The organism is Mycobacterium sp. 360MFTsu5.1 (assembly GCF_000383495.1).
In the GTDB taxonomy this organism is placed as follows: domain Bacteria; phylum Actinomycetota; class Actinomycetes; order Mycobacteriales; family Mycobacteriaceae; genus Mycobacterium; species Mycobacterium mucogenicum_B.
The window spans coordinates 462172-474120 of the sequence record NZ_KB911465.1; the positions used below are offsets into that span (position 1 = coordinate 462172).

10 protein-coding genes are annotated in these 11949 nt (G+C 66.3%); 3 read left to right on the top strand and 7 right to left on the bottom strand.

Annotated features, from left to right (window positions below):
- Positions 1–26: 26 nt before the first annotated feature.
- Genes H289_RS0111970 through H289_RS0111985 form a run of 4 tightly spaced genes read right to left on the bottom strand, consistent with a single transcriptional unit; the run spans position 27 to position 5518 of the window.
- A complete protein-coding gene (locus H289_RS0111970) occupies positions 27–767 on the bottom strand; it encodes a GAP family protein (RefSeq protein ID WP_029105126.1) in 741 nt (246 codons plus the stop codon).
- A gap of 30 nt (positions 768–797) precedes the next feature.
- Positions 798–2681, bottom strand: coding sequence for a propionyl-CoA synthetase (locus H289_RS0111975; protein ID WP_020101037.1), 1884 nt, complete (start codon positions 2679–2681; stop codon positions 798–800).
- Positions 2678–4003 (bottom strand): aspartate aminotransferase family protein, encoded by a 1326-nt coding sequence (locus tag H289_RS0111980; RefSeq protein ID WP_020101038.1) that lies wholly within the window; start codon positions 4001–4003, stop codon positions 2678–2680. The genes H289_RS0111975 and H289_RS0111980 overlap by 4 nt, the downstream gene beginning before the upstream one ends.
- 51 nt (positions 4004–4054) lie before the next feature.
- Positions 4055–5518 carry an APC family permease gene (locus H289_RS0111985; RefSeq protein ID WP_231387999.1) on the bottom strand — a complete coding sequence of 488 codons (1464 nt, stop codon included), beginning with the start codon at positions 5516–5518 and terminating at the stop codon, positions 4055–4057.
- 459 nt (positions 5519–5977) lie between these two features.
- On the opposite strand from H289_RS0111985, the gene H289_RS0111990 reads away from it, so the two are divergent.
- The 3 genes from H289_RS0111990 to H289_RS0112000 are packed head-to-tail and all read left to right on the top strand — an operon-like array spanning position 5978 to position 8596.
- Positions 5978–6994 carry a phosphotransferase enzyme family protein gene (locus tag H289_RS0111990; protein ID WP_020101040.1) on the top strand — a complete coding sequence of 339 codons (1017 nt, stop codon included), beginning with the start codon at positions 5978–5980 and terminating at the stop codon, positions 6992–6994.
- Between the two features lie 15 nt (positions 6995–7009).
- Positions 7010–7786, top strand: a complete 777-nt coding sequence (gene fabG, locus H289_RS0111995; RefSeq protein ID WP_020101041.1) for a 3-oxoacyl-ACP reductase FabG — start codon at positions 7010–7012, stop codon at positions 7784–7786.
- Between the two features lie 24 nt (positions 7787–7810).
- Positions 7811–8596 (top strand): GntR family transcriptional regulator, encoded by a 786-nt coding sequence (locus tag H289_RS0112000; protein WP_036420472.1) that lies wholly within the window; start codon positions 7811–7813, stop codon positions 8594–8596.
- A 51-nt stretch (positions 8597–8647) separates the two neighbouring features.
- On the opposite strand, the gene H289_RS0112005 is transcribed toward H289_RS0112000, so the two are convergent.
- The 3 genes from H289_RS0112005 to H289_RS0112015 form a co-directional block, all read right to left on the bottom strand.
- Positions 8648–9973, bottom strand: a complete 1326-nt coding sequence (locus H289_RS0112005) for a 9-bladed beta-propeller domain-containing protein (RefSeq protein ID WP_155944108.1) — start codon at positions 9971–9973, stop codon at positions 8648–8650.
- A 32-nt stretch (positions 9974–10005) separates the two neighbouring features.
- Positions 10006–10761 (bottom strand): hypothetical protein, encoded by a 756-nt coding sequence (locus H289_RS32970; RefSeq protein ID WP_141772188.1) that lies wholly within the window; start codon positions 10759–10761, stop codon positions 10006–10008.
- Positions 10762–11229: 468 nt separating this feature from the next.
- On the bottom strand, positions 11230–11940 hold the full coding sequence (locus H289_RS0112015; RefSeq protein ID WP_020101045.1) for an MBL fold metallo-hydrolase: 711 nt from the start codon (positions 11938–11940) through the stop codon (positions 11230–11232).
- Positions 11941–11949: the final 9 nt, after the last annotated feature.

An 11949-nucleotide genomic window follows, 5' to 3' on the forward strand; every position in this document is an offset into this window, starting at 1 on the left:
TTTTCCCAGTTGGAGGCGGTTCAACCCTACGCCAACAACCCCGCACCCTGCGCGATGAACGCCAGGCCGACGAGCGTCACGATCGCCACCACGATCTGCTGCCGGTAGCCGCCGACCCAGTCGTGCACTTTCCGCAGTGCCGCTTGGGTTTTCGCCGGTGCGACGACATTGCAGAGCAGCACCACCTCGACGACCGCGAGGCTCACCACGATGAACACGAGCGCGACGCCGATCTGCGTACCAATGGCGGCGCCCGACGCCAGGATCGTGGTCAGGGCGAACAGCACCAGCGACGGGTTCGGGCCGGCCCAGAAGCCGATCACCGCCGCGACCCACAGCGCCCCGCCCTCCCAGGCCCGCTGCGCACGCCCCAGCAATCCGCCCCGCGGCGGCGCGTCCGGGTCCCGGTGCAACAACTTCGAGATGGGTGAGACGTCGTCGCCCGGCGTGCGCCGGCGCGTCACCATCCGCACCGCCGTCACCGCCGCGATGACCAGAAGCAGCACGCCAACGGCCACCTGGAGGTGCCGCATCGTCGCGCTCGCGGTGGTCCGCGGATTGGCCAGGTCGTGCACCCACGCCAGGTCGGTGAAGTGCAACGCCAGCAGCGGAAGCATCAGCAGCATGACGCTCGCGGTCACGCAGCCGACCCAGTACACCAGCAGGTTCTGCGCCGGGCGCGGCCGGGAGATCAGCAACAGGTTGACGCCGAGGCGCACCGGATCGAACGCGATCGGCAGTGCCAGCACCGCCACAGAACCCCACATTGCCGCCAACTTACCGGGCGCGGCGCAGTGTCAGCTGGGCCGCAGCACCGGGATGAGCGCGTCGATCACCGAGCTGTCCTCGATGGTGGACGGGACGACGTAGTCGGTGCCTTCGGCGATCTGCCGCATGGTCTTTCGCAGGATCTTCCCCGAGCGGGTCTTGGGCAGCGCGCCCACGACCGTCACGTCACGGAAGGTGGCGACGGCGCCGATCTGGTCGCGCACCATCGCCGCGAGTTCCTGTTGCAGTACCCCGCCGTCGATGTCCGCCCCGGCCTTGAGCACGACATAGCCGCTCGGCCGCTGGCCCTTGAGATCGTCGTGGATGCCGATGACGGCGCACTCCGCGACAGCCCGGTGGCCGGCGATGACGGCTTCGATGCTTCCTGTCGAAAGCCGGTGCCCCGCAACGTTGATGACGTCGTCGGTGCGGCCCAGCACCGTCAGGTAGCCGTCGTCGTCGACGTAGCCGAAGTCACCGGTGAGGTAGTGGCCGGGGAACGCCGACAGGTACGACTGCACGAAGCCCTTGTCGTTCTGCCACAACCCGGCGAGGGTGCCGGGCGGCAGCGGCAGCTTGATGACGATGTTGCCCTCGACGCCGGGCGCGACCGGGTTGCCCGAGGCATCCACGATGCCGACGCGGTAGCCGGGTACCGGCACGGTCGGGGAGCCGGCCTTGATGGGCATGGGTTCGAGCCCGCGGAGGTTCGCGCAGATGGCCCAGCCGGTTTCGGTCTGCCACCAGTGATCGACGACGGGGCAGTGCAGCTTCGCCGAGGCCCACTCGTAGGTGTCGGGGTCCAGGCGCTCCCCGGCGACGAACAGCGTGCGCAGCGTCGAAATGTCATGGCCCGCAAGCATCGACGCTTCGGGATCAGCTTTGCGGATGGCACGCAGCGCGGTCGGCGCGGTGAACAGCGCTTCGACCCGATGCTGTTCGATGACCCGCCAGAAGGCGCCGGCGTCGGGGGTGCCGACGGGCTTGCCTTCGTAGAGCACCGTGGTGGCGCCGGCGATCAGCGGCCCGTACACGATGTACGAACTGCCGACGACCCACCCGATGTCCGAGGCCGTCCACATCACCTGGCCGGCGCTGATGTCGTAGACGTTCTTCATCGACCAGGCCAGCGCGACGGCGTGACCGCCGTTGTCGCGCACGACGCCCTTGGGCCGGCCGGTCGTGCCGGAGGTGTAGAGGATGTACAGCGGGTCGGTGGCAGCCACCGGCACGGGAGCGGCGGGCTCGGCCCCTGCGACCAATGCGTCCCAATCGAGGTAGCCCGGGTAGTCGGCGGCCTCTCCCGCGATCTCGCCGCGGTTCTTGACGATCACGGTGGCCGGCGCCGCGGTGGTCAGCGTCAGCGCCTTGGCGACGACGGGCAGGTACTCGACGGTGCGCCCCGGCTCCAGACCACCCGAGGCGGTCAGCAGCGCTACCGGCTGTGCGTCGTCGATCCGGGCCGCGAGTTCGTTGGCCGCGAACCCGCCGAACACCACCGAGTGGACGGCGCCGATGCGGGCGCAGGCCAGCATGGCGATGACCGCTTCGGGGATCATCGGCATGTAGATCACGACGCGGTCGCCCTTGGTGACGCCTTGTGCGGCAAGCACTCCGGCGAACCGCGCTACGCGGTCGAGTAGTTCGGCGTACGTGAAGGACTGTTGCACGCCGACCATCGCCGAGTCGTAGATCAGCGCGGTGCGGTCGCCGTTACCGGCCTCGACGTGGCGGTCGAGAGCGTTGTAGCAGGTGTTGAGCTGCCCGTCGGGGAACCAGCGGTAGTGCGGTGCCGCGGATTCGTCGAGCGCGCGGGTCGGCGCGACGGTCCAGTCGATGGCCTGCGCGGCCGTCAGCCAGAAGTCGTCGGGCCGCTCGGCGGCGGCCTCGAACGCCTCGCGATATGCGCTCACGCGATCTCCTTGACGACGGCGGAGAACACCGTCATGAACCAGTCGAGGTCCGACATCGAGAACACCAGAGGGGGTCGCACTTTGAGGATGTTGCCATGTCCGCCGCACACAGAGATCAGAACGCGGTTATCCCGCATCATGTCGACGATGCGCTGGGCGGTGCCCCTGTCGTGCTCCTTGGTGTCGGGGTCGGTGACGATCTCGATTCCGGTGTACAGCCCGGTGCCGCGGATGTCGCCGAGGAACGGGTACTCCTTGGCCAGGACGCGCAGTTCGGACCGCCATTGGTCGCCCACGGCCGCGGCGTGTTCGGCGAGCCCGTCGCCCTGGATGACGTCGAGGACGGCCTGCGCGGCGGCCATCGACACCGGGTTACCGCCGAAGGTGTTGAAGTACGGGGTTTCCCGCGCGAAGGCGTCGAGAATCTCCGGGCGGGCGGCCATCGCGGCGACGGGGATGCCGTTGCCCATGGGCTTGCCCATCGTCACCAGGTCGGGCACCACACCGTGCCGTTGGAATCCCCACATCGCCTCGCCGGTCCGCGAGAAGCCCGGCTGCACCTCGTCGGCGATGAACACGCCGCCGGCGCGGTGCACGACCTCGACAGCCGGCCCCAGGACCGACGGATCCACGTAGATGCCGTCGGAGGAGAAGATCGAATCCAGCAGCAGCGCACTGAACTTGTGGCCGTGCCGCTCGAGATCGGCGATCGCGGCGCTGATCTGGTCGGCGAACCAGCGGCCCAGCACCGCCGGATCGATGCGGTACGAGTCCGGTGCCGGCACCGTGCGCACGTTGGCGCCCAGTGGCACCCCGACACCCAGCGACGGTGACATCGCCGAGATCAGCGCACTGTTGCCGTGGTACGCCTCCGCGGTGACGATGACCCCGGTGCCGCCGCTGTACTGCTCGGCGACCCGGACCGCCAGGTCGTTGGCCTCGGATCCCGTGCAGGTGTACATGATCGACGAGATCTCCGCCGGGAACGTGGCCAGCAGTTGCTCGGAGTAATCGAGGATGCCGCCGTGCAGGTAGCGGGTGTGGGTGTTGAGTTCCGACATCTGTCGGGTGACGGCCTCGATGACCCGCGGGTTGCAGTGCCCGACGCTGGCCACGTTGTTGTAGGCGTCGAGGTACTTGTTGCCGTCGGCGTCATAGAGATGGGCGCCCGCGCCTTTGACCAGATGGACGGGCCGGTTGTAGAACAGCCGGTACGACGGACCCAGCGTCGATCGCCGCTTCTCGACCATGGCATCGGTGGTGGGGTCGAGCTCTTCCCCGCCGGTGTAGCTGTTGGAGTCCATGATTGTGGAGAAAGCCATGTTCGTTGTCCTTGCGGTAGAAAGCGATCGGCGCCGGGTCCGGGTTTGTTGTCAGCGTTCTTCGTCGAGCACGACGCGCCCCAATCGGTCGTAGCGCTGCGGGGACTGCGCCCGAAGTACCAGGGCGACAAGGATTCCGGCGATGGCGGTGCCGCCGACCACCCAGGGAATCGACGCGAACACGATGTCGTCCTTGGCCGTACCCGCTGCGAACGAGGCGTTCTTGATCAGCAGGTAGATGACGTACAGCATGCCGATGCCACCGAGCCCGGGAGCCACCAAGGTGCGGAACCAGTGCGCGGTCTCCGGATGCTGCTTGCGCACATGGAAGTACGAGACCACCGAGAACGCCGCCATCGCCTGCACGATCAGAATGGCGGAGGTACCCAGCAGCGCGGCAAGGCCGTAGAGCCCGCTGTAGGGATCGCGACCGGAGAACGCGAACCACAGCACGATCACCAGGGTGATGGCCGTCTGCACGAAGCCCGCGACGTGCGGGGAGCCGTGGATTTGGTGAGTACGGCCAATGGTTTTCGCGGTTCTGGGCAGGATGTCTTCGCGGCCGAGCGCGTAGATGTAGCGGGCAGCGCAGTTGTGGAAGGCCATGCCGCACGCGTAGGAGCCGGTGGTGAGCAGGATCTGGAACATGGTCACGGCCCAGCCGCCGAGGTGCTCGCGCACCGGGGTGAAGAAGATTTCACCGGCGGTGTTCGTATCCTGCGCCAGCGCAATGGATTTGCTGGGTCCCGTGCCCACGATGGCCAGCCACGACACCACGATGTAGAACGCCCCGATGCCGAGCACCGACGACATGATCGCGATCGGGATGATCTTCTTGGGGTTCTTCGACTCTTCGCCGTACATGGCACTGGACTCGAAACCGACCCAGGACCAGAAGGCGAAGAACAAGCCGATTCCGGCGGAGCCGACCACGGCCATGGTGCCCGCGCCGCTGACGTTCGGGACGACGGCGTCGAGCCCCTTGAGCCCGTTGATCGGGTTGAGTGATGACAGCGACCAGCCTTCCGGACCACCGCCGCTGACGACCACCGAACCCGCCATCAGCGTCAACATCACGATCTCGGTGATCAGCAGGCCGCCAAGCACTTTCGCGGCCAGGTTGACATCGAAGTAGGTGAGCACCGCGTTGGCGACGATCATCACGATGGCGAACAGCAACCACGGCAGGTGGACGTTGAACAGTGATGCGAACAAGTCCCGCGAGAAGAACGAGAAGATGCCGACCAGGGATGCCTCGAAAACGACGTATGCCAGGACCGTCAGGAAGCCGGCCGACAGACCGAGCACCCGCCCGAGTCCGTGCGAGATGTAGCCGTAGAACGCCCCGGTGGCGGTGATGTGCTTCGACATCGCCGCATAGCCGACAGCGAAGAGACCGAGCACGATCGTCGCAATCAGGTACCCGGCGGGGGCTGCCGCACCGTTACCGGACCCGACGGCGATCGGGACGTTGCCGACCATCGCGGTGATCGGGGCGGCGGTGGCCACCGCCATGAACAGCACGCCGATCAAGCCGACGGCGTTGGGTTTGAGGCGCTGCACGCCAGGGCCGCCGTCGGGCGGCGCCGATGCCAGCGGGGCGGTTCGTGGGTGGTCGTCGATTTCACTCATGGGTGCTAACCGATCCGATCTGATGGGAGATGAGTCCGGGCCACGCTGGCCGGTTTTGGGTTTATTTGGTCTGCTCCGTCGAGCGGCACTTCAGCTATCCGATGGACCAATGGACCCCCACGCCATCGGCACAGGGCTATTCGTACCAGACCGTCTCATAGCGGTCAATACCCGAACTACCTGCACACTTGCTGTGGAGCCCGCCGAAACGGCGCCATATTTCCGGCCCGTAAAGCCGTCGTTACCAATTTTCGGTTTTGGTTCACTTTCGAGCCAAAGTGCGCTACAACTGACCAGACCAAATAGTGACCGTGCCCACACCGCCAGTTCAGGAGAGCCACAATGAGCGACATGGCCGCCACCGACTACGAACGCTTCGCGCACGCCGCGCTCCCGCACTATGGGCTCGATTCGGCAACCGTGACGCTGCTGAGCTACTCGGAGAACGGCACCTTCCTGGTGGAATCGGGGACCGAACGCCAGGTCCTGCGCGTGCACCGGCCGGGCTACCACTCGCTGGCCGCCATCGAATCCGAACTCGACTGGATGGAGAGTCTGCGTCGCGACTCCGCCATCACGACGCCGCAGGTGATTCCCGCCCCCGACGGGCGGCGTGTGGTGGAGGCCCGCATCGGCGACGAGAGCTGTCTCGTCGACCTGTTCACCTTCGTGGAAGGCACCATCGCCGAGGACGACGCCTCCGACATCAGCTTCAGCGAGTTGGGCGCGATCACCGCGACGCTGCACGAGCACGTCCAGCGCTGGCAGCGTCCGGAGGCCTTCACGCGCTTCCGGTGGGACCTCGACACCATGCTCGGCGCCGCGGGCCGGTGGGGTGACTGGCGTGACGCGCCGGCCCTGTCCGCCGGCGATGCCGCCGTCATCGAAGAGGCCGAGCGCAAGGTCATCGAACGCCTCACCGACTACGGCATGGGCCCCGACCGTTTCGGACTGGTCCACGCCGACCTGCGGATGTCCAACCTGATGGTGCACAAAGGCAAGATCACCGTCATCGACTTCGACGACTGCGGCTGGTCGTGGTACCTCGCCGACCTCGGGGCGGTGGTGTCGTTCGTCGAGGACACCCCGGACGCCGCCCGCATCATCGACGAATGGCTCGCGGGCTACCGCAGCGTCCGCGACATCGCCGCCGCCGATCTCGCCGAAATCCCGACGTTCGTCATGTTGCGCCGCCTGATGCTCACGGCCTGGATCGGCAGCCATCCCGAATCGGAACCGGCACAGCGGCTCGGCCACCGATACGCCTCCGGCACAGCCCAATTGGCGCAGGCCTACCTCACCGATCCATCGTGGTTCCGGGTCGATGTGCCCGCGACCGCTCCCACTCTCTCCCACTGACAGGACACGCGCACCATGTTCGATCTCACCAACAAGAACGTCATCGTCACCGGCGCCACCAAGGGCATCGGCTACGGCATCGCCGCGGTGTTCGCCACCGCAGGCGCCAATGTCGCCGTGGCGGCCCGCTCACTGCACGACCTCGACACCGCCGTCGCCGGCCTCGACGGGCTCGGGTCCGGCAAGGTCATCGGGGTCTCCGTCGACGTCGCCGATCCCCGGTCCTGCCAGGCGATGGCCGAGGCTGCCGTCGACGCCTTCGGCGGTATCGACGTGCTGTGCGCAAACGCCGGCATCTTCCCCGAGGCACCGCTGGCCACCATGACGCCCGACGATCTCGCCACCGTGCTCGACGTCAACGTCAAGGGCACCGTCTACAGCGTGCAAGCCTGTCTCGAGGCGCTCACCCGCAGCGGCGCCGGGCGCGTCATCATCACCTCGTCGATCACCGGTCCGGTGACGGGCTTCCCCGGCTGGTCGCACTACGGCGCGTCCAAGGCCGCACAGCTGGGCTTCATGCGCACCGCCGCAATCGAACTCGCGCCGAAGCACATCACCGTCAACGCCATCCTGCCCGGCAACATCCTCACCGAGGGGCTGCAGGAGATGGGCGAGGACTACATCGCCGGCATGGCCCGCTCCATCCCTGCAGGGACGCTGGGCACTCCGGAAGACATCGGTCACCTCGCCGCGTTCTTGGCCAGCGACGAGGCCCGCTACCTCACGGGCCAGTCGATCGTCGTCGACGGCGGGCAAATCCTGCCGGAATCGCTGGACGCCGTCGCCGGGTGACAACAGGTCGGTACGGTGAACGACATGGACGAGTCCGAAGGTGGCCCGGTAGCCGAGGATGTGCGGCGCCGCATCGTCAGCATGCTCGACGCCGGAACGCTCCGTCCCGGTGACCGTCTCGGTTCCGAACGCGAGATGGCCGAGCAGTTCTCCGTCTCGCGGGCGACGCTGCGCAGCGCCCTGGTGCCGCTGAGCCGTGCCGGCATCCTGGAACGGCGCAGCGGCCGCGCGGGCGGCACGTTCATCAAGACCGTGCTCGTGGAGCGCAACGTCGCCGAGCTGTCGGGCCTGCCGAATCGGCTCAAGCAGGGCGGTCATTCCACGACCCGCAGCCGGGTGTTGTCGACGGCCCTGCGCGGCGCCACGGCCATCGAGGCGCAACGCCTGGGGGTCGAGCCCGGCACCGAACTCGTTGTCGTACAGCGCCTGCGCTACGCCGACGGTTTCCCGCTGTCGGTCGACTGCGCGCATTTCCCCGCCGACCTCGTGCCGGACCTGCTGGAGCAACCGCTCGGCGGGTCGCTCTACGACATCCTGGCGGTCCGCTACGACCTGCGGCCGGTGACGTCGGTCGAGAGCATCGAAGTCGTCAGCGCCAATCCCCGCGAAGCGTCCTGGCTCGAAATCCCCACGCGCACTCCCCTGCTGGCGATGACGCGCGTCGCCTCGGATGCGGGCGGGCGGCCGTTCGAATACTCCGAAGACCTGTTCCGCGCCGACCGGGTCCGGCTCGTCGCCAAGACGTCCGCGCTGGCCGAACGCGAGACCCTCGGCACCGACGGGCGCGTCGAGCTGACCGTCACCGCCTAGCTGTTCCACCGAGCGCGCCGAGAATGCCCAGGGATTTCCACTAGCTCCAGCTCATTTAGGCTGCGGCACAAGTGAAAACAAGTCGTTCGCGCCGCGACCCAGCAGCGTGGTGTTGACCCTCCACACTTCCCGCACAGTCACGTCTGGGGAGCTGGTGCCTGGCATGGCCCACGCGGTTTCACATGTCGCCATATCCATGCCATAGGCGACCGGTGACGGTTCGCCCGTCAGGATGGCGATCGCGCCATCAGAGCCGATGTAGCTGGTGGACAGGCCTTCGGCATCACAGGCCTTTCCCTTGGCGCCCGTTCGCAGGTCGAATTGCTGCCAACTTCGAAGCCGCCTGTCGGAGGCGACGTACAGGGTCGTACCGATGAGCCGTGCGTAGAGCCGTAACGTCGGCTTGGGGATTTCGAGCAGTTGCCGCCCACTCATCGTGACGATTCGAAGCTGCGACTCGTCCTCGACGATCGGCACGTCGGGCGAGGTATTCACAAGGCCTCCGGCCATCTGCGCCGATAACCGGCCGGATTCATCAAGCAGCGCAACGCGTTCCGTGCCGTCTTGATCGTGATAGCTGAACCCGAACCCACCGGCGTAGACGATGGCACCTCCGACTGATGCGTCACGCCCCGCTGAAGGCTTCACCGAGGCGCCGTCGGCAACCGAGAAAACGATGTCCGGCGCCCTGAATACACCTTGCGATGCAAAGTTCATCGGCTGAAGGTCCGAATTGGGTCCCGCAGAATCCCCGAGCAGACCATCGCCAGGGACAAACCATGTGAGCTCGGCATGCGGGCCGACCCCATGAACACCACTGTCCGGCACCGCGGCAACCACGTAGTCACCTACCTGGCTCAAGCGTGGTTCGGGACCTGATCCGTATGCTCGTAATTCTGTCGGGCCGTCGAACATCACGGCCCCAGTCTCGGTGTTGACGACCCACGCCCGCCGCGGCTGTCCCGAAGCCTCCCATACGCACAACACCATCGCCGGCCCATTCACGAAACAGCGAGTACTGGCCGCGCGTGCGTTGGGGCCCAGCCGAACCGGAGCGAACAGCCGGTGACCATCCGCCACGTTGACCCCGACAACTCGCCACCCGTCGCTCGAGGCACCGAGAAAGAATCCACGGTCCCCCACATTGCCGGCCGGATGGATCATCGAATCTGCCGGCAGCCCCAGCTCGGCTGCCGTCACGTGCCAGCCGAACACCGGTTGCTTCCGCATCGACTGAGACAGCAACAACTGTTTGGGCAACCCCAACTGCTCTGCGGTAGCCAACGGTGGCGCAGACTGTGGCCTGCCGTCGACCGGACGCTGGACGACGATCACGGCAGCCACCACCGCAGCAACCAAAGCCAGCGCACCAGCCACCAGCCACCACTTGCGAAGCCCGCCTCGACGGATCATTCGACCGCGAAGTCCTGCGCCCGCAACCGTTCGATCGCCCGGCCATTGGCGAGCTCACCGCGGTTCTCCGGATACAGCCAGTAATGCCGGATAGCCCAGTAGAGCGCAGCTCCATTCGCCTGGTAGGTAGGCAAGCTGTTGATGGTCTGCGTTTCACCATCTCTCATCACCATCACCGCCGGACAGCTCACGGCCTTGCCCTTGGGCGCCTGGTCAATGACATCCACCACGTCATCCCACGCTCCACTGGCGGTCGTGGTTACGGAGTTTGAGACCTCAAACCCTTCCGGCGACAGTTTCAGATATCCCCAACCGTTCGACCTGCCTCGCAGGAGAAGGTAGGCAAACCAACACACCAGTCCGGCAACAATAATGGGGTAATAGATTTGCCTGGCCCCACCGATTCCGATTGCGAGCCGCCCGCTAGGAACGTAGCAAACAAAAGAAATTCCACTAACTATCGCACTGGCAATCGATAGCTCCAGGAACCGGGTCTTTGCGTGTGGCGGACGGAAATATGTGCCGTCGGCTTCACTGGTTGCCTGAGGAGCAACGCGACCCAGCCGAACCTGTAGTGCCAAAACAAGCAGAAACAGGAAACACAGTAGTAGTCCGACAGCGAATACAGAAGTTAGATAATCACGACGGCCAAGTAGATAGAGAACCCAGATGAGGCAAAGTGCAACGAGAACCGCAAAAACCGAGATAGAAAAATTCGCGGCCACTCTTGGATTTTTCCAGTGCTCGGGCATCTTTAATTCTATTTCGGGCAAAATGCACCACCAACCTGATTTCCTATCCACTCCATTCCCTTGCCCCCGCCGAACGCACCCCCGACCGCAAACACTGGCACTGTAAACGCCGCCACCTCGGGCCCAAACGGCGCACCGACTACGGCACCAAGCTTTGCACCGCCCCAGCCTCCGGCGTAATCGCCGCCAACCCCGAAAACCCCAGAGATGCCTGCGACACAGGCCTCATGCGGAGTCGGCGCAGCGGCAAACTTGTACATTGTTGTCAATAGTCCCAGAGCTGGCCCGCCGTATCTGGCAGCCTTACCGATGTCCTTGACGGAGTCCGGGGTCAGCCCCGGCAGGCTGCCGCCTCGGCCCACGTGTGCATCGAGGCCGGTGAGTGCCCCGCCGACCACCGTCGGCGCGTCGCTGGTGAAGAATGGATTGTCGGGCGGCAACGCTGTAGATGGCCTGCTGGCCGCAGATTCACGCGAACAGGTCGACGGCCGCGGCGATGCGTCCGGCGGCATCGCCGATGATCGCCTCGCCGTGGCCGAACCCGGCGATGCGGGCGCCGGTCGCGGCGATGGTGCCCGCGGCCCGGACCGCGGCGGGCCGGTCGGTGTTGAAGACGCCCACCGCCACTTGACCGTTCACCTCGGCGACGGCGTCGCCGGTGAGCACGGCATCGTCGTCCGGCAGGTACAGCGCGATACTGCCCGGGGTGTGCCCCGGTACGGCGATGACGCGGGCGCCGCCACCGAAGTCGAGGACGTCGCCATCGGCCACCGTGCGGTCGACACGGCAGACCGGGCCGTGCGGTGCGGCGTCGAAGTCCGGCCGCAGTGTCCGTTCGGCATCGGTGAGCACCGGTATCGGCCCGTCGGCGGCACCCGTGATGTATGACGAATCACGCTCTCCGGCAATGACTTCGGCACCTGACCAGCCGGCGATCTCGGCGGCGGCGCCGCAGTGGTCCTCGTGAAAGTGCGTCAGCACAATGCGTTTCACGTCGGCGGCCCCGCGGCCCAGCGCGGCGAGGGCGTCGGCGATCAGCGCGGCGCTGTCGGGCCAGCCGGTATCGACGAGCGTCACGCCGTCGGGGTCGAGTCGCAGGTAGCAATTGAGCAGATGTGCACTCTCACCGGGGATCCGCAGTCGGTACAACGAGGGGGTCAGCGCGAGCAGATCGGCCATGTCCCCACG

What these genes read in the sequence shown, in the direction of transcription:
- H289_RS0111970 (WP_029105126.1), bottom strand. Translation starts at nt 767, where the DNA reads ATGTGGGGTTCTGTGGCGGTGCTGGCACTGCCGATCGCGTTCGATCCG.
- H289_RS0111980 (WP_020101038.1), bottom strand. Translation starts at nt 4,003, where the DNA reads ATGGCTTTCTCCACAATCATGGACTCCAACAGCTACACCGGCGGGGAA.
- H289_RS0111985 (WP_231387999.1), bottom strand. Translation starts at nt 5,518, where the DNA reads ATGGCGGTGGCCACCGCCGCCCCGATCACCGCGATGGTCGGCAACGTC.
- H289_RS0111990 (WP_020101040.1), top strand. Translation starts at nt 5,978, where the DNA reads ATGAGCGACATGGCCGCCACCGACTACGAACGCTTCGCGCACGCCGCG.
- fabG (WP_020101041.1), top strand. Translation starts at nt 7,010, where the DNA reads ATGTTCGATCTCACCAACAAGAACGTCATCGTCACCGGCGCCACCAAG.
- H289_RS0112000 (WP_036420472.1), top strand. Translation starts at nt 7,811, where the DNA reads ATGGACGAGTCCGAAGGTGGCCCGGTAGCCGAGGATGTGCGGCGCCGC.
- H289_RS32970 (WP_141772188.1), bottom strand. Translation starts at nt 10,761, where the DNA reads ATGCCCGAGCACTGGAAAAATCCAAGAGTGGCCGCGAATTTTTCTATC.
- H289_RS0112015 (WP_020101045.1), bottom strand. Translation starts at nt 11,940, where the DNA reads ATGGCCGATCTGCTCGCGCTGACCCCCTCGTTGTACCGACTGCGGATC.